19 protein-coding genes are annotated in these 17,068 nt (G+C 70.7%); 10 read left to right on the forward strand and 9 right to left on the reverse strand.

Annotated features, from left to right (window positions below):
• The first annotated feature begins 114 nt into the window (after positions 1-114).
• Positions 115-609, forward strand: a complete 495-nt coding sequence (locus ACFPQ9_RS31375; RefSeq protein WP_380860943.1) for a DUF6214 family protein — start codon at positions 115-117, stop codon at positions 607-609.
• A 36-nt stretch (positions 610-645) separates the two neighbouring features.
• Here ACFPQ9_RS31375 and ACFPQ9_RS31380 read toward each other — a convergent pair whose 3' ends face one another.
• Positions 646-1,251 carry a DUF305 domain-containing protein gene (locus ACFPQ9_RS31380; RefSeq protein ID WP_380860946.1) on the reverse strand — a complete coding sequence of 202 codons (606 nt, stop codon included), beginning with the start codon at positions 1,249-1,251 and terminating at the stop codon, positions 646-648.
• A 145-nt stretch (positions 1,252-1,396) separates the two neighbouring features.
• Between ACFPQ9_RS31380 and ACFPQ9_RS31385 the strand changes: the two genes are divergently transcribed.
• Positions 1,397-2,893, forward strand: a complete 1,497-nt coding sequence (locus ACFPQ9_RS31385; protein ID WP_380860949.1) for an LVIVD repeat-containing protein — start codon at positions 1,397-1,399, stop codon at positions 2,891-2,893.
• On the opposite strand, the gene ACFPQ9_RS31390 is transcribed toward ACFPQ9_RS31385, so the two are convergent.
• The 4 genes from ACFPQ9_RS31390 to ACFPQ9_RS31405 form a co-directional block, all read right to left on the reverse strand.
• A complete protein-coding gene (locus ACFPQ9_RS31390; RefSeq protein WP_380860952.1) occupies positions 2,881-3,585 on the reverse strand; it encodes a TetR/AcrR family transcriptional regulator in 705 nt (234 codons plus the stop codon). The two genes, ACFPQ9_RS31385 and ACFPQ9_RS31390, sit on opposite strands and share 13 nt — an antisense overlap.
• A 159-nt stretch (positions 3,586-3,744) precedes the next feature.
• Positions 3,745-4,476, reverse strand: coding sequence for an HAD family hydrolase (locus ACFPQ9_RS31395; RefSeq protein WP_380860955.1), 732 nt, complete (start codon positions 4,474-4,476; stop codon positions 3,745-3,747).
• Between the two features lie 75 nt (positions 4,477-4,551).
• On the reverse strand, positions 4,552-5,223 hold the full coding sequence (locus ACFPQ9_RS31400; protein ID WP_380860958.1) for a phosphatase PAP2 family protein: 672 nt from the start codon (positions 5,221-5,223) through the stop codon (positions 4,552-4,554).
• Between the two features lie 128 nt (positions 5,224-5,351).
• Positions 5,352-5,894, reverse strand: coding sequence for a DUF5134 domain-containing protein (locus ACFPQ9_RS31405; RefSeq protein ID WP_380860961.1), 543 nt, complete (start codon positions 5,892-5,894; stop codon positions 5,352-5,354).
• A gap of 153 nt (positions 5,895-6,047) precedes the next feature.
• Between ACFPQ9_RS31405 and ACFPQ9_RS31410 the strand changes: the two genes are divergently transcribed.
• Both ACFPQ9_RS31410 and ACFPQ9_RS31415 read left to right on the forward strand, forming a co-directional pair.
• Complete coding sequence (locus tag ACFPQ9_RS31410; protein WP_380860964.1) at positions 6,048-7,475, forward strand: FUSC family protein; 1,428 nt, start codon at positions 6,048-6,050, stop codon at positions 7,473-7,475.
• Positions 7,472-8,008, forward strand: a complete 537-nt coding sequence (locus ACFPQ9_RS31415; protein ID WP_380860967.1) for a MarR family winged helix-turn-helix transcriptional regulator — start codon at positions 7,472-7,474, stop codon at positions 8,006-8,008. The genes ACFPQ9_RS31410 and ACFPQ9_RS31415 overlap by 4 nt, the downstream gene beginning before the upstream one ends.
• Before the next feature lie 8 nt (positions 8,009-8,016).
• On the opposite strand, the gene ACFPQ9_RS31420 is transcribed toward ACFPQ9_RS31415, so the two are convergent.
• Positions 8,017-8,781 carry a VOC family protein gene (locus ACFPQ9_RS31420; RefSeq protein ID WP_380860970.1) on the reverse strand — a complete coding sequence of 255 codons (765 nt, stop codon included), beginning with the start codon at positions 8,779-8,781 and terminating at the stop codon, positions 8,017-8,019.
• An 82-nt stretch (positions 8,782-8,863) separates the two neighbouring features.
• Entirely contained in the window at positions 8,864-9,256 is a 393-nt protein-coding gene (locus ACFPQ9_RS31425; protein ID WP_380860972.1) for a VOC family protein, read from the reverse strand.
• Between the two features lie 71 nt (positions 9,257-9,327).
• Here ACFPQ9_RS31425 and ACFPQ9_RS31430 point away from each other — a divergent pair, with 71 nt between their 5' ends.
• Positions 9,328-9,879, forward strand: coding sequence for a GNAT family N-acetyltransferase (locus ACFPQ9_RS31430; RefSeq protein WP_380860975.1), 552 nt, complete (start codon positions 9,328-9,330; stop codon positions 9,877-9,879).
• Positions 9,880-9,882: 3 nt separating this feature from the next.
• On the opposite strand, the gene ACFPQ9_RS31435 is transcribed toward ACFPQ9_RS31430, so the two are convergent.
• On the reverse strand, positions 9,883-10,566 hold the full coding sequence (locus tag ACFPQ9_RS31435) for a glycerophosphodiester phosphodiesterase (protein ID WP_380860978.1): 684 nt from the start codon (positions 10,564-10,566) through the stop codon (positions 9,883-9,885).
• Between the two features lie 390 nt (positions 10,567-10,956).
• On the opposite strand from ACFPQ9_RS31435, the gene ACFPQ9_RS31440 reads away from it, so the two are divergent.
• From ACFPQ9_RS31440 to ACFPQ9_RS31450, 3 genes are read left to right on the forward strand one after another with little or no spacing between them, the layout of a single operon-like run.
• Positions 10,957-12,354 (forward strand): DUF6421 family protein, encoded by a 1,398-nt coding sequence (locus tag ACFPQ9_RS31440; RefSeq protein WP_380860981.1) that lies wholly within the window; start codon positions 10,957-10,959, stop codon positions 12,352-12,354.
• A 44-nt stretch (positions 12,355-12,398) separates the two neighbouring features.
• Positions 12,399-13,148: an SDR family oxidoreductase gene (locus tag ACFPQ9_RS31445; protein WP_107912231.1), complete on the forward strand. Its 750-nt coding sequence runs from the start codon at positions 12,399-12,401 to the stop codon at positions 13,146-13,148.
• A complete protein-coding gene (locus tag ACFPQ9_RS31450) occupies positions 13,145-14,215 on the forward strand; it encodes a threonine aldolase family protein (RefSeq protein ID WP_380860984.1) in 1,071 nt (356 codons plus the stop codon). The genes ACFPQ9_RS31445 and ACFPQ9_RS31450 overlap by 4 nt, the downstream gene beginning before the upstream one ends.
• 13 nt (positions 14,216-14,228) lie before the next feature.
• Here the strand turns inward: ACFPQ9_RS31450 and ACFPQ9_RS31455 are convergent, their stop codons facing one another.
• Positions 14,229-15,590 (reverse strand): hypothetical protein, encoded by a 1,362-nt coding sequence (locus ACFPQ9_RS31455; RefSeq protein WP_380860987.1) that lies wholly within the window; start codon positions 15,588-15,590, stop codon positions 14,229-14,231.
• A gap of 177 nt (positions 15,591-15,767) precedes the next feature.
• On the opposite strand from ACFPQ9_RS31455, the gene ACFPQ9_RS31460 reads away from it, so the two are divergent.
• Both ACFPQ9_RS31460 and ACFPQ9_RS31465 read left to right on the forward strand, forming a co-directional pair.
• Positions 15,768-16,340 carry a transglutaminase-like domain-containing protein gene (locus ACFPQ9_RS31460; protein ID WP_380860990.1) on the forward strand — a complete coding sequence of 191 codons (573 nt, stop codon included), beginning with the start codon at positions 15,768-15,770 and terminating at the stop codon, positions 16,338-16,340.
• Positions 16,341-16,361: 21 nt separating this feature from the next.
• Positions 16,362-17,057: a B3/B4 domain-containing protein gene (locus ACFPQ9_RS31465; protein WP_380860993.1), complete on the forward strand. Its 696-nt coding sequence runs from the start codon at positions 16,362-16,364 to the stop codon at positions 17,055-17,057.
• Positions 17,058-17,068: the final 11 nt, after the last annotated feature.

Below are 17,068 nucleotides of genomic sequence, written 5' to 3' on the forward strand. Positions count from 1 at the left end.
GCTCCGTACAGGACGCGTGTTCGTTCGTATGGAATGTGATCATGCGGTTACGTTGCGTGTGTGCTGGAAGCATCCTTTCTTAATCTGTCCGATCGCCCCGCGACAGACGGAGCCGTGTCGGTGTGGCCCGCATGGAAAGTGCGGGACGGTGGCGGAGCCACCGTCTGGTTCCGCGTCCGGCTGGAGTTCGGTGACGGTGCCCGGGTCGACGCCGTGGCCGTGGTGGCCGAGGGGCGCGTCTCCATCGAGGACGTACGCGCCGAGCCCGCGCTCTCCCTGGACGACCTGGCGGCGCTCGCCGACTGGATCGAGGGTCCGCTCTGCGAGGCGTGCGGCATCGGGACCGGACCGGACGCCGACGGGGGTGAGGACGGCGAGGATGCCCAGGGCGGCGGGGGCGCCGGAGCCGGCCGGGTCCGGTCGGTCTGGCCGCGCGGTGTCGAGGGGCAGTGGCTGGTCGCCCAGAAGTACCGGGCGGCGCAGGAGGCGGGCACCGACCCCGTGCTCGCGGTGATGAGCGCGACCGGGCACAGCCGCCGCAGATCGCTCCGGCTCATCGGGCAGGCGCGTGACGCGGGCTTCCTGACCCCGCGCCGCGCCCGCCGCTGACTCCAGGGCTCCCTCTGCGGCGATCCGCCGGAGCCGTCAGAGCATGTCCCGCATCCTGGTGATCTCGCTCGTCTGCTGAGCGATCACCTCGTCCGCCATCTCCTCGACCCGGATGTTGTTGCCCTGCCCCTTCACATCGGTGGCCATGGTGATCGCCCCGTCGTGATGGGTGATCATCAACGTGAGGAAGAGCTGGTCGAAGGCCTTCCCGCGTGCGGCGCGCAACTTCTTCAGCTGTGCCTCGGTCGCCATGCCGGGCATCGAGCCGTGCTCGTGGCCGTCGCCGTGCTCGGCCTTGCCATGGGTCTTGAGCCACCCCTTCATGGCGTCGATCTCCGGCCCCTGCGCGGCGGCGATCCGCTCGGCGAGCTTCGTCACCTTCGCCGACTCGGCGCGATCCGGGGCGAGTTCGGTCATCTCCAGGGCCTGCGCGTGGTGTGCGATCATCATGCGCGCATAGGAGACGTCCGCGGAGTTGGGGGAGTCGTCCTCGGCGCGCTGCTGTGCGGCCTCCTCGGCGGACAGCATCCGGTTCGACTCGCCGGGCTTGCCCGGCACGATCACCGAAGGTCCGCTCCGCGCGGGCGACTTGGCTTCCGAGTCGTCGCAACCGGCGAGCGTGAGCACTGCCAGCACTGCCATGACTGCCGTTCCGGTCGTGACGCGGGACGCACGGCGTCCTGCCGACCTTGTTACATGTTCATGGCCCCCTGTTGATATGTGCATGACTCAGACGATACTCGTGCGGTGTGAACCGTTCCAGTGCGAACGGACAAGGGAGGAAACAGTGATCCTGTTCAGCAGTTCCCGAACGCGACGCAGACGCCTGGCAGTTGCCACCGCCGCCGCCGGGCTCCTGGCTGCACTGCTCACCGTGCAGCCGGCTGCCGCGACCCCCGACCCGGGGGACGGCCCCGTCGCGGAGCAGGAAGTCTCCGAGCGTACCCGGGCCGAGGTGCGCGAGTCGCTGGCGGACGGCGAGATACCGGGCCAGGACGAGATCGTCCACTCCGACAACATCGAACACCTGGCGAACGTCCCCAAGGACGCGCTCCAGGGCACCAATTCGGACCTCGCCTTCCAGGGCAGATACGCCTTCGCCGGAAACTACGACGGCTTCCGCGTCTTCGACATCAGCGACCCCGCCGCACCGAGGACCGTCGCCCAGGTCCTGTGTCCCGGCTCGCAGAACGACGTCTCCGTCTCCGGCGACCTGCTGTTCCTGTCCACCGACTCCTCGCGCAGCGACAGCAGTTGCAACAGCACCACCCAGCCCGTGACCGAGAAGTCCTCGTGGGAGGGCATGAAGGTCTTCGACATCAGCGACAAGCGCAACCCCAGGTATGTCGCCGCCGTCGAGACCGCCTGCGGCTCGCACACCCACACGCTGGTGCCCGAGCGCCGTAACGTCTACGTCTACGTCGCCTCCTACTCGCCGGACGCCTCCTACCCGGACTGCCGGCCTCCGCACGACGGCATCTCCGTGATCAAGGTGCCGCGGCACGCGCCCGAGAAGGCGGCGGTGGTGGACTTCCCGGTGCTCTTCCCCGGTGAGGGCCCGGACGGCGGCGGCAACCCCGGTACGCCCGGCCGGGTCAGCAAGACCACCGGCTGCCACGACATCACGGTGCTGCCCTCGAAGGACCTGGCCGCGGGCGCCTGCATGGGGGACGGCATCCTGATGTCCATCAAGGACCCGGAGCGTCCGAAGGTCATCGACCAGGTCCGGGACGACGTCAACTTCGCGTTCTGGCACTCGGCGACCTTCAACCAGAAGGCGAACAAGGTCGTCTTCACCGACGAGTTGGGCGGCGGCAGCGCGGCCACCTGCAACGCGGAGATCGGTCCGGACCGCGGCGCCGACGGCATCTACGACATCGTCGGCAAGGGCGACAAGCGCAAGCTGGTCTTCCGCAGCTACTTCAAGATCCCCCGCCACCAGGCCGACACGGAGAACTGCGTCGCCCACAACGGCTCGCTGATCCCGGTCAAGGGCAAGGACATCATGGTCCAGGCCTGGTACCAGGGCGGCATCTCCGTCTGGGACTTCACCGACTCGCGCACCCCGAAGGAGATCGCCTACTTCGACCGCGGCCCGCTCAGCACGGACACCCTCAGGTCGGGCGGCTCCTGGTCGGCGTACTACTACAACGGCCACATCTACTCGAACGAGCTCGCGAGGGGCTTCGACGTCCTGAAGCTCAACGACCGGCGCACGGCCCCGGCCCGCTGGGTCCACCTGCGTGAACTCAACGTCCAGACACAGCCGGACTACTTCGACTGACCGGACGGATCCGGCCGGCCGTCCGCGCAGTCGGGTGCGGACCCGGTCGCGAAGAACCGCGACAGATCCGTGTCGCACGTCCCGCCGGACCCGGCCTCCGCGTCCGGCGGGACGCCCTGCTCCCAGTCGAGCCGGTAACGCTTGAACAGTTCGGCCCGCAGCACCGGCACCGGCATCGGCACCCCCGGCACCAGAGCCGCGTAGACCGCGCCCATGAGCAGGGCGCGCAGCATCGGATAGTCGGTGTCGGCGTCCTCGGAGCCGCGCCGTACGCAGGTCTCCCGCAGCAGTTCGGCCAGCCGCCGCTGTTCCGGACACTGCACGAAGCCCTCGGCCTGGAGGATGCCCGCCATGTGCTGGCGCATCAGTACGGGCCGGTCCCGGGCCAGGCCCAGGATCCCGTCGATGGCCCTGGCCATCCGCTCCCTGCCGTCCTCGGTGTGCGGTTCGCGCTCCAGCGCCTCCTCCAGCGTGCGGTGCATCAGCCGGTGCACGGCGGACTGCACCAGCTGGCGCTTGCCGGGGAAGTAGTACGACACCAGTCCGCGCGCCGAGCCCGCCCGGTCCGCGATGTCGCCCAGTGTGGTGGCGTCATATCCGCGTTCGCCGACCAGCTCGACCGCGGCCTGGAGAAGCCGCTCGCGGGATCGCCGCCGCAACTCTTCATTGACCGAGGCGCTGCGCGGGGACATGCTGTAACTCCTGCGTTGACTGGCTGCCAGCCAACTATACTCAGCGCATCCGGCCCGGCCTCCATCAGGCCCGGTCGGAGTTGTCGTCTGCCCCGGGCGACACGGGGGATCGTCCGGGGCGGGCTCAACCCCGCTGGATGGTCGCCGGAGGCTACCTGTTCAGTGGCGGGTCTGCGGGTCGCCGCCGTTCGTCCGCACCCTGGCGCTCACCAGATCCAGAACCGGCCGCAGCCCGTCCGGCCGCTCGGCCGCCGGCAGATGGTCCACGAAGTGCACCGCACAGCCCAGGGCCGCCGCGCCGCCGTCGGCCCGCCGGTCGTCCCCGACCATGACGACATCGCGCGGATCGACGTCGAGCGCCGCGCACGCCGTCCGGAACAGCCGGGCGTCGGGCTTCTGTACGCCGTGCTCGTACGACAGCACGTAGCTGTCCACATACCCGTCGAGGCCGTGCTCGCGGAACACCGGGCGGATGTCCCAGCCGATGTTGCTGACCACGCCCACCCCGATGCCGCGCTCACGCAGCGACCCCAGCACCTCGGCGGTGTCGGGATACGGCACCCAGGCGGCCGGAGACATGTGGCGGTCGTACAGCATGTCGTGCAACCGGTCGTCGGGGAGCGCCACATGCCGGGACAGTCCGGTGTAGGCCGCCCGGTGCAGTTCCGCGCTCTTGTCGCGCACTCCCCAGACGCTCGCCACGTCCTCGGGCAGCCAGGAGGGACCGCTCCCGCCGGGCAGTGCCCCCATCGCCTCCAGTGCCTGCGCCGCCTCGGCCAACTCGGCCTCGGCGAGCTCCATGCGCGCCTCGGCCAGCACTCCGCGCAGCCAGGACTCGGTGGACTCGACACGGAAGAGGGTGCCGGAGAAATCGAACAAAACTGCGGTCATGGTGGGATCCTACGGGGCTGTCTCCCGGTGCGCCGGAAGATCGATACCTACGGCGCACACGTCGCCGATGTGCGGTCAGTCCCGCCAGTGGGCGTGCACCCGAACCGCCAGCGCCACGACCAGCGCGCCCAGCAGCCAGCCGCCGACGACGTCCGTGGCCCAGTGAACGCCCAGCCAGATCCGGGTCAGGCCGACGCCGGCCACGGAGAACACGCCCACGGCGACGGCCGTGCGCCACAGGGCGCCCTCGGCGCCGTACCGGTGCAGAAGCCACAACAGGAGGCCGCAGACGACCGTGGCGGTCATGGCGTGGCCGGAGGGGTAGGCGGCGTAGTGCGCGGAGTCGACCGGGTCGGGCCAGACCGGACGGGGGCGGTCGATCAGGGCCTTCAGGGACTGCTGGATCAGTGTGGCGAGCAGACATGTGGCCACCAGCCATAGGGCGGTCCAGCGGGCGGCTCTGCGCCACACAAGCCAGATCGCCACCGCGAGGGTCAGTATGCGCATCGTCCATGGATCCCAGACCCAGTCCGTCAGGATGCGGAACGCGTGCGTGAGGCCGGGCTCGTCCACCGCCCAGCGGTGCGTGGTGTCCGCGATGTCGCCGTCCGCGCTCATCAGGGGGTACCAGCGCACCGCGACCAGGGCGAGCAGCAGTGCCGAGCACAGCGCCAGGACACCGGCCCACCGGGAGGTTCTGCGCTCGGCCGGCGGGCGGGGCGGGGACTCGACGGACTGGGTGTGCATACTGCGATCCTCGCCGACCGATGGGGCGAGAGGCCAATGCTGGGGGCGGGTTTGCGACGCCCACCGCAGAAGAAGCGGGTCGTGTCCCGGAGCGGGCACACAAACCGGCCTCTCGGCGCGGCCCGGCCTCAGAGGGTCAGCAGCATCGCCACCATCGCGATCCCCATCGACAGCCGGCAGGCCCGCGCCAGCTCCGGTCGGTCGCCCCATCCGGCGCCCGCGCCGGCACCGGCGGTGACCGGCACCAGCCGGACGCCGGAGAGCAGCACATAGCCGGTGAAGTACGCGAGCAGCGCGCCCGTGACGAGAGGGACACCGGAACCGCCGTGGCCGGCCCCGTGTCCGGGCGACGCGGCCATCGCGATCGCCATGTAGACCATCGCGGCGGCTCCCACCATGTGATGCAGATGGTGCCCGCCCGCCCGTGCGGACCACAGGGCGCGCAGGGCGGCCGCACCGAACACGGCGGCGTAGACGGGCCAGGCCCACGACGGCGGAGTGAACACCGCGGCGGGCACCGCCATCGCGGCCATCCCGAACCCCATCAGCGCCTCGCCACCCGCGGTGCGGCGCTGTTCCTCGACACGGCTGCGCATCCGCAGCAGACAGTAGACCCCGGTCGCCGCACACACCGCGACCAGCAGCCAGCCGGGCGAAGCCGGTCCGTGCACGCGTACCTCCCCGCTCGACGGTCCCGGACAGTGCGTCGATGCCCAGGCCGTGCGGCGCGCACGCGAGCGCAAGGGTGTACACGGGGAGCATCGGCGGAGCACAGCAGGTCACCGTATATGATTTACGAGTAAAACACTTGCTAAGGTGATGGCATGAGCCGTCCTCTCCCGCTCGCCGGAGTGCTGCGCCTCGGCCGGCCCTCCGACATCTGGTTCAAGCCCGCCCTGAGCGTGGTCGCCGCCGTCGCCCCGCCCAACCTCGGCCTTCTGGCACTGGGCCGACTGGACCTGGCCATCTACACCATGGCCGGATCGCTGTGCGCGCTCTACGCCCACAACCGTCCCTACGCCGCCCGGGCCCGCGCCCTGGCCTGGGTCGTGCTCGGCATGCTCGGCGGGCTCGCCGCCGCCCTGCTCGCGGCCTCCCTCACCCGCAGCGCCGTCGCGCTGGTCGCCGTCGGCGCACTGCTGGCGGCCGTGCAGAAGGTGCTGTGCGACGCGACCCGCATCGGCCCGCCGAACCATGTGGTCCTCACCTTCATCAGCTCCGCCGCCCTGTTCTCCCCGACATCCCTCGACCGCATCCCGGGCCATCTCGGTCCGGCCGCGGCGGCCGGCGTCTGGGCCTGGCTCGTCGGCATGGCCCCCGGCCTGCTGCGCCCGCACGGGCCCGAGCGCCGGGCCACCGCGGGAGCCCTGAACGCCACGGCGACGCTCACCGAGGCCCACGGCCGGGGACAGGACACCGCCGAGGCCCACGCCGCCGCCGCCGTCGCCGCCGTACGGGCCGCCCGGCAGGCGCTGCGTCCGGCAGCCGGTACCTCAGGCACCCGCCTCGCCCTGGAACGCCTCGTCGTCCTGGCCGAGGTCGCCCTCGCCGCACCCGCCGACGCCGACCCCGCCGCGCTGCGCGCCCGGGCCCGTCAGGTGCGCGGCAACCGACCCGTACCCGAGCTGGCCGACCTCACCGGCGTCGACTCCGAACTCGCCGCGCACCCCGGCCCGTTGTGGCACCGCATACGCCCCCTGGCCCCACTCGCCGTCCGAGTCGCCCTCGGCTGCGCCCTCGCCGGCTACGCCTCCCTGGCCCTCGGCGTCGGCCGCCCCTATTGGGCCCTGGTCACCGCCGCGTCCCTCTACCAGGCCGACCTCGCCCTCACCTGGGGGCGCGGCGTCCAACGTGTCGTCGGCAACCTGCTCGGCGTCCTCCTCTTCGCCGCGCTGGTGCCCCTCGCCCACACCGGTGAGATCGCGCTGGTCCTGACCTGTCTCGCCCTGAACTTCGGCGCCGAGGCGCTCATCGGCCGCAACTACTGGCTCGGCAGCGTCTGCGTGACCCCGATGGCGCTGCTGATCACCGAGTTCGCGGGCTTCCAGGAGCCCGGCCGGCTGATCACCGAACGGGTCGTGGACACCCTGGTCGGCGCGCTCGTCGGGCTCGCCGCCGCCGTCGTCGTGCCGCACCGGGAGCGGGTCGTGCGTGCCCAGCGCGCCGGACCACGTACGCTCGCCGCTACGGGTCGCAGCCGACCGCACCCGGACCAGCGCACGGGCAACACGACGGAGGGCGTACGGCCATGACGGCGACCAGCGGCGGGCCGACCGGGACGAGACGCGACACGGTGGCCGCCGTGGTCCGGCAGTGGCAGACCGTCCACCCCGACCTCGACACCGCGCCCATGGAGATCATCGGCCGGATCAACCGCTGCGCCGCCCTCCTCCAGCAGGCCGAGGACGCCCCGCTGCGCCGGGCGGGCCTGAGCCGCCCCGAGTTCGACCTGCTCGGCGCGCTGCGCCGCACCGGCCACGAACTGACGCCCAGCGAACTCGCCCGCGAGACCTTCTCCTCGGGCGCCGCCGTCACCAAACGCCTCAAGCAGCTCACCGAACGGGGCCTGGTCGAGCGCCGCGGCGACACCCGCGACCGGCGCGTCGCCCACCTCCGCCTCACCGACGAGGGCCGGGACCTCGTCGACGGCATCCTGCCGGAGCAACTCGCCTACGAGACGTCCGTACTGTCCGAGCTCGACTCCGAAGGACGCGGCGAACTGGCCTCCCTGCTGGGCGAGTTGCTGGGCCGGCTGGAGGGACGGCTGGGCGCGTTGCGTGCCTGAAGCGGGGGTCAGGGCTGCGGGGGCTCGTGGTAGACACCGAACACCGCGCCCTGCGGGTCCCGCAGCATGGCGAGGCCCCGCCCGTTGGGCATCGAGGTCGGCTCCATGAGCACCGTGCCGCCCGCCCGCGCCGCGTCCCCGGCCGTCGCCACGACGTCCACCACGGCGAAGTACGGCAGCCAGTGCGCCGGCACCTCGTGCGGGAACTTGTCGTCCATTGTCATCATGCCGCCGAAGTCGTCACCGGCGATGCCCCACTGCGTGTAGTGCTCCGAGGCGTTGACGGTCCAGCCGAACACCGTGGTGTAGAACTCGACGGCCCGCTCGGGCGCCCGGGTCATCAGCTCCACCCAGCCCAGCGCACCGGGCGCGTTGAGGACCCCCGCGCCGGCGAACGACCGCGCCTGCCACAGCTGGAACACCGCTCCCGTGGGGTCCACGGCCACCGCGAAACGGCCCACGTCGAACACGTCCATCGGGCCCACCAGTACAGTGCCACCGGCCTGCGTGACCTGCTCGGCGGCCGCGTCGGCGTCCGGCACCGCGAACGACACGTTCCACGACACGGGCTGCCCCTCCTGGTACAGCGGGGTCAGCGCGGCCACCGCCGCGTCCCCGAGGTGCGCGACCGTGTAGCCGCCGGCTTCCTGACGCGGATCGGTCTCGGTGCGCCAGCCGAACAGCGACTCGTAGAACTGCTTGGCCCCGGCCAGATCCGTGGTGCCCAGCTCCGTCCAGCAGGGCCCGCCGGTCACCGGCTTGTCGAGCTTCATGGCGTTCCTCCCGCGGCGAAGCCCCCTCCAGCACGCTAAGCCCCGCCCCGGGCCCCGGCCATCCGGCGGGCGGCGTCCCGCCCTAGATTCCGGGGCGGTACCGCATCGGATGGTCCGCCGGCACCTCCACCAGCACGATCGGCGTCCCGTCCGGGTCGGCGATCCACATCTCGATCAGCCCCCATGGCTCCCGCACGGGCGGCCGGACGATCCCGACGCCCTTGGCCAGCAGTTCCTCGTGTGCGGCGGCGACGTCCGCGACCTGCGCCCACAGCCGCACGGCCGGGGACGGCGGCGTCTCGGAACGTCCTGAGACCTCCAGGAAGCCGCCCCCGAGGAAATAGACGGTGCCGCGCTCGGGTCCGGTCCCGAACTCGCGGTAGACGGCGAGGCCGAGCTGCTCGCCGTAGAAGACGCGGGACCGTTCGGGATCGGTGGGCCGCAGCAGGGTCCGGCCGCTCAGTACGTGCACCATGCAGCGGGAGCCTAGCGGCGCGTTAGGCTCAGCGGTGCCCGAGCCGCGCCCGTGAAGGGGAGAACCGCACCATGGACACCGCCGCGCCCGACGCCTCCGCCGGACTCGTCTTCCGCGACGCCACCGACGGCGACGTGGACACGCTGGTCGCGCTGATCGAGTCCGCCTACCGCGGGGACTCCAGCCGGGCCGGGTGGACCACCGAGGCGGACATCCTCGAAGGACAGCGGGTCGATGCCGAGGGCGTGCTGGAGGTCGTCAAGTCGCCCGACAGCAGGCTCATCACCGTCGAGCGGGACGGGCGCGTGGTCGCCTGCTGCCAGCTCGAACACCGCGGAACCCACGCCTACTTCGGGATGTTCGCGGTCAGCCCCGCCCTCCAGGGCGCCGGCCTCGGCAAGGTGATCATCGCGGAGGCGGAGCGGCAGGCCCGTGCGACCTGGGACGCCACCGAGATGCACATGACCGTGATCTCGGTGCGTGAGGACCTGATCGCCTGGTACGAGCGGCGCGGCTACCGCCGTACGGGCCGGATGACCCCGTTCCCGTACGGCGACGAGCGCTTCGGTATCCCGCAGCGCTCCGACCTTCAGTTCGAGCTGCTGGTCAAGCCGCTGGCGTGACGCTCACGCGGTGAAGCGGCCGGTGCGTTTGATCTCCGGATAGTCGGTGGTCGCGCCGTCGAGTTCCAGGGCCCGTACGAGCCGCAGGTGGTCCTGGGTGTTCACCACCCAGCCGATGATCCTGAGGTCCGCCTTGCGGGCGCGCTCCACGACCTCCAGGGTGAGCCGGCGGATGTTGAGGCAGACCGTCGACGCGCCGGCCTCGACGGCGCGGTCCACGATGTCGGTGCCGTAGCGGCTGGCGATCAGGGCGGTGCGCACCCCGGGCACCAGACGGGCGATCTCGGCCACGGCCTCGTCATGGAACGACGACACCTCGACCCGGGGGGCCAGGTCCCGGTCGTTCATCACCTCCGCGAGCGCCCGGGCTGCCGCGACGTCCTTGATCTCGGCCTGCAGAGGTGTCTTCACGGCGTCCAGGACCTCCTCGAAGACCGGTACGCGCTCGCCGCGGCCCGCGTCCAGGGCACGCAGCTCGGCGAGGGTCTTGTCGGCGATCGGGCCGGTTCCGTCGGTCGTGCGGTCCACATCGGTGTCGTGCATGACGACGAGGGCGCCGTCCTTGCTGAGATGGAGATCGAGCTCGATGACATCGAGGCCGGCCTGCTGTGCGGCGGCGAAGGAACGGAGGGTGTTCTCGGGTTCGACACCCATGACTCCGCGGTGACCGATGGTAAGGAAGTTCAAGGTTCAACTCGCTTCCGTCGACGGCGGCGGGGGAGCGCGCGCGAACCGGAGCGGACTGTTCGCGTGGCCGAGCCGCAGCCTAGTGGCCTGTGCGCGTGATGAACCCCACGTGTACACAGGGTTTGCGGGGAGGGACATGCCGTGCCTGGTTCGCACCCCTATGGGTGGTCACCCTGGCGTGGGCGAGTCCTCCCGGGATTGACCGGATGTCGACCGTGGACTCCGCGTATGCCCGCTGGATGCCGGACTAATCGCCGTGGAGGCATCCAACAGGAAAAAGTTCGGTGACCTTGGGGGTGCGCAGGATAATTTCCCGAGCCTCCTCTTGCTGAGAGAAACCTCGAACGCATACGGTGTCCTGACTCGAGGTTCTCCCGTGGAGGATGGGACATGACGGAAATTCTTGTGCAGGCGGCTTCGGAGGAGCAGGTTCCTCCGGTGACCAGGGTGATTGAGCACCCGGCCTGGCCCGTGCTCAAGGATGCCGTGGAGCTGATCCGGCCATGGCAGTCCAAGGACGGGTCGATCGACTTCGACGCCGAGGGCGCGCCCACGCGGGCCGACGCCGAGGCAGTCGTACGGCGTGTCGTGACGGCCGTCGAGGAGCTGAGCCCGCTGCTGCCGCATGACGCGGACTACCACGCGGCCCTGGTGAAGGATCTTCTCCGCTGGGCCGAGGGCGGCTTCGAGGTGCCCGACTTCCTCGACTCGCTGCTGGCCTTCCAGCCCGCGGCGAGCCGCGCGGACGGCCTTCAGCACCTGGTCGTCTTCGCGATGTACACGCAGAACGGCAACCCCGACCGCAACCTGGAGGCGGTCGTCCTGCGCATGGTCTGGCCCGACTGGCTGGCCGAGCTGGAGCGCACCCGCTACGACAACCCGCTGTTCTGCGGCATCAAGTTCGAGGACTTCACGGCCGGGTACGACACCAACTCCGCCGTCCTCTTCCCCGAGACGATCGCCGTGCGCCAGGCGCCCGAGCGCTTCAGCTGGGGCGGCATCTTCTGCGACCGCGAGGCCGCCCGCTTCCGCCGCGTCACCGACGCCGCCGTCGACATCCTCGGCCTCGACCTGCCCGAGGACATAGCCGCGATGGTCCACGACCAGAAGCGCACGGAGGAGGCCTTCGTGCTGTGGGACATGGTCCACGACCGCACCCACAGCCACGGCGACCTGCCGTTCGACCCGTTCATGATCAAGCAGCGCCAGCCGTTCTGGATGTACGGCCTGGAGGAGCTGCGCTGTGACCTCACCGCCTTCAAGGAGGCCGTGAAGCTCCAGGCCGACGGCGTCCCGCAGGCCCGTGACGTGCAGTACGCGGTGCTGTTCGACCGCATGTTCCGCTTCCCGGTCACCGGCGACCGCGTGCGCAACTACGACGGCGTCGGCGGCCAGCTCCTCTTCGCCTACCTGCACAAGCACGACGTCATCCGCTGGACCGACAACAAGCTGCACATCGACTGGGACCGCGCCCCGCAGGTCACCAACCAGCTGTGCGCCGACATCGAGCAGCTGTACCGCGACGGCATCGACCGCCCGAAGCTGGTGCACTGGTTCGCCGGCTACGAGCTCGTCTCCACCTACCTCGCCCCGCACCCGGGCTCCAAGTGGGCCAAGGGTCCCGACGCCCTCGACCTGACCCAGCCGCCGCGCAAGCTCGTCGATGACGTGCTTCCGGACGAGTTTCCGCTGAGCATGTTCTATGAGGCACTCTCCAAGAAGCTGAAGAACGTGATTGCCTCGACCAAGGGCATCACGGCGGAGAGCGCCGAGCGAGTCGCCGCGTGAGCGACCGCGGCACCGAGAACACGGCTCAGCAGGAGGCGAAGAAAATGGCGGGGAACGGAGCTCTCAGCGGTGCGGTGATCGCGGTGGCCGGCGCGGGCGGACCCGCGGGCCGGGCGGCACTGCGGCGCCTCGCGGAGGCGGGCGCGACCGTGGTCGGCGCGGACAACGACCCCGAGCGGCTGGCGGAGGCCGTGGACGCCGCGCGCTACGCCTCGGGCGGCGCGGCGGTCACCGGCGAGACGGTCGACCTGCTCGACCTGGACTCCACTCGTGACTGGGCACTGCGCACCGAGAAGGAGTTCGGCCGCGTCGACGGCCTGGTCCACCTCGTCGGTGGCTGGCGCGGCAGCGAGACCTTCATCAAGACCAGTCTCGACGACTGGGACTTCCTGGAGCTGCTGCTCATCCGCACCGTGCAGCACACCTCGCTCGCCTTCTTCGAGCCGCTGCAGCGCAGCGAGCGCGGCCGGTATCTGCTGATCAGCGCCGCCGGCGCCTCGAAGCCGACCGCCGGCAACGCCTCGTACGCCGCCGCCAAGGCCGCCGCCGAGGCATGGACGCTCGCGCTCGCCGACGCCTTCCGCAAGGCCGGGGGCGCCGAGGACCTGACGTCCGCGGCTGCCATCCTGGTGGTGAAGGCGCTGGTGCACGACGCGATGCGCGCCGACCGCCCCAACGCGAAGTTCGCGGGCTTCACTGACGTCAAGGACCTGGCCGAGGCCGTCGTAGGCGTCTGGGACAAGTCCGCCGCCGAAGTGAACGGAAACCGTCTGTGGCTGACCGAGAAGCCGTGAACCCTCCGAAGACCGACGCCCGTCGTCACCACGACCCGGACGTCCGCGGCTTCGCCAGTGACAACTACGCCGGCGCCCACCCGGAGGTGCTCGCCGCCCTGGCCCTGGCCAACGGCGGGCACCAGGTGGCGTACGGCGAGGACGACTACACCGAGAACCTGCAGCGGATCGTACGCAGCCACTTCGGCGCCACCGCCGAGGCGTTCCCGGTGTTCAACGGCACCGGCGCCAACGTCGTCGCGCTCCAGGCCGTCACCGACCGCTGGGGCGCGGTGATCTGCGCCGAGAGCGCGCACATCCATGTCGACGAGGGCGGCGCCCCGGAGCGGATGGGCGGCCTGAAGCTGCTCACCGTGCCCACCCCCGACGGCAAGCTCACCCCCGAGCTGATCGACAAGCAGGCCTACGGCTGGGACGACGAGCACCGGGCGATGCCCCAGGTCGTCTCGATCACCCAGAGCACCGAGCTCGGCACCCTCTACACCCCGGACGAGATCCGGGCGATCTGCGACCACGCCCACGCGCACGGCATGAAGGTGCACCTGGACGGCTCCCGGATAGCCAACGCCGCCGCCTCGCTGAACGTGCCCATGCGGACGTTCACCAACGCGGTCGGCGTCGACATCCTCTCCCTCGGCGGCACCAAGAACGGCGCCCTGTTCGGCGAGGCGGTCGTCGTCCTCAACCAGGACGCCGTCAGCCACATGAAGCATCTGCGCAAGCTGTCCATGCAGCTCGCCTCCAAGATGCGCTTCGTGTCGGCGCAGTTGGAGGCGCTGCTCGCCAAGGACCTGTGGCTGCGCAACGCCCGGCACGCCAACGAGATGGCCCAGCGCCTCGCCGAGGGGGTCCGGGCCGTGCACGGAGTGGAGATCCTCTACCCCGTGCAGGCCAACGGGGTTTTCGCCAAGCTCCCCCATGACGTGAGCGAGCGCCTCCAGAAGAAGTTCCGCTTCTACTTCTGGGACGAAGCCGAGGGCGTCGTGCGCTGGATGTGCGCGTTCGACACGACCGAGGACGACGTGGACGCCTTCCTCGCCGCGCTGAAGGAGGAGATGGCGCGCTAGCGGACGCGGTCCGTCAGTTGACGACGATCTGCGCCCTGTTGTTGCGCAGGTTCGGGTCGAACCTGCTGATGGGCAGCTCCCGGTCGTCGTTGAGGGTCTCGACGGTGGTGCGTGCTCCGCGCACCACCTCGTCGATCCGCAGGTGCACCTCCATCGTGTACGACGCCTTGTCGTGCAGGTAGATCGGCGTCCGGCAGAAGTACGTCGTGACGGGCTCCCCTTCCTCCGACGGCGGCAGATACCAGCAGTCCTCCGGTTCACCGGCGAACGACGTGCCCTCGGGGGCCTGGATCCGTACCGTCGCCACGGCCGCGCCCGCACCCAGCGACGCCACCCACGCCGGACCCCGGTTGTGTACGGTGACCGTGGCGGTCACGGTGTCGCCGACCACCCCGCGCACCCTGCTGCCGGTGAGCTTCAGGTCGGCGGTGTTCCTGGCGTCGAGCATGACGACCCGGTGGTTGTCCGACAGATCGAGGTCGTCGTCCCCGGCGACCGCCGGCTTCGCCGCCACCGGGCGCAGGTCCAGCTCGCCACCCGCGCCCGGGGTCCAGGTCCATTCACCGCGTGCCTCTTCCAGCGCCTGGTCCGAGTACGGCAGCACGGAGTGGTCGAACCGCTCGTACAGTGCCTTCCGGCCCACGCGCAGACCGGTCGTCAGCGCGTACCGCTCGCCCGGAGCCACCGCTTCGTCCAGCACGCACAGCGCGGACTCGCCGGTCTCGTGCCGCCGGTACTCGCAGTTCGCATACCGCTCCTTGAGCCCCAGCCCGTAGGACGCGTTGATCCACAGCAGCGTCCGTCGCACGGCGCGGTTGCCGTTGTTGCCGACCGTCGCGCTGACCTGTGTGCTGGTGCCGGGCCTGAGGTCGTGCTGGTAGTCGGCCTGGCTGAGGCCGAGGTCCGGGCCGTCGCCCAGGGTTATTCGGGTCTCCGCGGCGAACGACGTCAACTCACCGGCGGTCGCGCTGTAGCGCACGTTCCCGGAGGCGGCGAGGTCGGCGTCCGGCAGTGCGCTCAGGCCGAGTTGGGCCGCCGTCACGATGTTCGTCCCGGCCGACATCGCCGGGAAGTCGCAGACCGCCTTCACCTCCGACTCCGGCACACAGTTCGAGGACCACGACACCCGCGCGAAGGAGGCCACCTCGCTCGCGTCGACGGTCAGCCGGCCGGGCTCGACCTCGCTCTCGGTGTTGTCGTGCGTGACCCGTACGGTGAGCGTGCGCTCGGCAGGGCCGCCCGAGCCCGGCGCCGGCAGCACCGTCTCCGAGGGCACGTCGATCCACAACTGGTCGGACGCGGCGTGCACGGGCCCGGCCCCGACCGCGGCAAGGGCGCAGCCGGTGAGCGCGGCTGCGAGCAGGCGATGCTTCATGGATTCCCCCTGGTCGACGAACATGTCGGTGACGAGACCGGCGGCGCGGGGGAGGGGTTGTAACGAGGCGTCGGGGTTGTGGCGAAGTTCAGCCGTTCTGAAACACAACTGCATAGCTATGCGATGAGACGCAATTCAATTGACTCGCGGCTCGGCCGCCACCTACCCTCTCCTGTCATGCAGATGATCCAGGAAACCGCAGATCTCTCCGCCTACTTGGCCGCCGACGAGGCGATCGACCATCGCCATCCGCTGGTGCGTGAGACGGCTGCAAGGCTCGCCGACGGGGTGGCCGACTCGTATGACTATGCGCGAGCGGCTTTCGAGTTCGTCCGCGACACCATCCCGCACTCGCAGGACTCCGGTGATCTTCGGGTCACCTGGCGCGCCTCCGACGTCCTGGAGCAGGGGACCGGCATCTGCTACGCCAAGGCACACGCGCTGACCGCACTGCTGCGGGCCGAGGACATCCCGACCGCGCTGTGCTACCAGAAGTTCGAGGCGCTGCACGGCCTGGTCGCCGTGCGGTTCAACGGGGCCTGGCATCGGCAGGATCCCCGGGGCAACAAACCGGGCGTGGATGCGCAGTTCTCGCTCGACGGCGAGCGGCTGGCCTTCGTGCCCGACCCCGAGTTCAATGAGCTGGACTATCCGGTCCTGTATGCTGCACCGCATCCGGTGGTGCTCGATGTCCTCAAGGCCGCCCGCGACCGGCCGCATCTGTGGCGGACACTCCCCACCGCACTCTGAATCCCCGGGAGAAGGCGGACGATGACTCTCACGCTGACCGTGTCCGACGAGGTGCGCGCGCTCGTGCCCGGCTTCACGCACGTCGCCGTCGAGGCGCACGGGCTGGTCAACGGCCCGAGCACGGAGGCCAGTTCCGCGCTCCTCGACGACGCGGCCCGGCGGCTGGCCGTCCGTCTGGCCGGGCGCGCCCCGCACGAGGACCCGCACATGGCGGCCTGGCGGGAGGCTTACACGGCGTTCGGCTCGAAGCCCTCACGCACCCGCAACTCCGCGGAGGCACTGGCCAAGCGTGCGCTGACGGAGGCGGGCCTGCCCCGGATCAACCTCCTGGTGGACGTGTACAACGCCATCAGCGTCGCCCATCTCATCCCGGTGGGCGGCGAGGACATCGACCGCATCGAGGGCGGCATGCATCTGGTGCGCGCCACCGGTGAGGAGGACTTCGTCACCGTCGCCGGGGGCGAGCAGGTCGTCGAGCACCCCGACGCGGGCGAGGTCGTGTGGCGCGACGACGCGGGCGTCACCTGCCGCCGCTGGAACTGGCGCCAGGGTCCGCGCACCCGCCTCACCGAGGAGACGGTGTCCGGAATCTTCCTGCTGGAGAGCCTGACGCCGATACCCGTCGCCGACGTCGAGAGCGCGGCGCGGGAACTCGCCGACCTGCTGGAGAAGTTCAGCCCCGGGGCGCGGATCGAGGTCCGGCCGCCGGCCTGCTGAAGGGGCCCGGC

The sequence above is a fragment of the Streptomyces coerulescens genome (genome assembly GCF_042657965.1).
Taxonomy (GTDB): Bacteria; Actinomycetota; Actinomycetes; order Streptomycetales; family Streptomycetaceae; genus Streptomyces; species Streptomyces coerulescens.

Coding starts and splice junctions, on each gene's coding strand:
- ACFPQ9_RS31380 (WP_380860946.1), bottom strand. CDS start 1,251: ATGGCAGTGCTGGCAGTGCTCACGCTCGCCGGTTGCGACGACTCGGAA.
- ACFPQ9_RS31390 (WP_380860952.1), bottom strand. CDS start 3,585: ATGTCCCCGCGCAGCGCCTCGGTCAATGAAGAGTTGCGGCGGCGATCC.
- ACFPQ9_RS31395 (WP_380860955.1), bottom strand. CDS start 4,476: ATGACCGCAGTTTTGTTCGATTTCTCCGGCACCCTCTTCCGTGTCGAG.
- ACFPQ9_RS31400 (WP_380860958.1), bottom strand. CDS start 5,223: ATGCACACCCAGTCCGTCGAGTCCCCGCCCCGCCCGCCGGCCGAGCGC.
- ACFPQ9_RS31410 (WP_380860964.1), top strand. CDS start 6,048: ATGAGCCGTCCTCTCCCGCTCGCCGGAGTGCTGCGCCTCGGCCGGCCC.
- ACFPQ9_RS31415 (WP_380860967.1), top strand. CDS start 7,472: ATGACGGCGACCAGCGGCGGGCCGACCGGGACGAGACGCGACACGGTG.
- ACFPQ9_RS31420 (WP_380860970.1), bottom strand. CDS start 8,781: ATGAAGCTCGACAAGCCGGTGACCGGCGGGCCCTGCTGGACGGAGCTG.
- ACFPQ9_RS31425 (WP_380860972.1), bottom strand. CDS start 9,256: ATGGTGCACGTACTGAGCGGCCGGACCCTGCTGCGGCCCACCGATCCC.
- ACFPQ9_RS31430 (WP_380860975.1), top strand. CDS start 9,328: ATGGACACCGCCGCGCCCGACGCCTCCGCCGGACTCGTCTTCCGCGAC.
- ACFPQ9_RS31440 (WP_380860981.1), top strand. CDS start 10,957: ATGACGGAAATTCTTGTGCAGGCGGCTTCGGAGGAGCAGGTTCCTCCG.
- ACFPQ9_RS31445 (WP_107912231.1), top strand. CDS start 12,399: ATGGCGGGGAACGGAGCTCTCAGCGGTGCGGTGATCGCGGTGGCCGGC.
- ACFPQ9_RS31455 (WP_380860987.1), bottom strand. CDS start 15,590: ATGAAGCATCGCCTGCTCGCAGCCGCGCTCACCGGCTGCGCCCTTGCC.
- ACFPQ9_RS31460 (WP_380860990.1), top strand. CDS start 15,768: ATGCAGATGATCCAGGAAACCGCAGATCTCTCCGCCTACTTGGCCGCC.
- ACFPQ9_RS31465 (WP_380860993.1), top strand. CDS start 16,362: ATGACTCTCACGCTGACCGTGTCCGACGAGGTGCGCGCGCTCGTGCCC.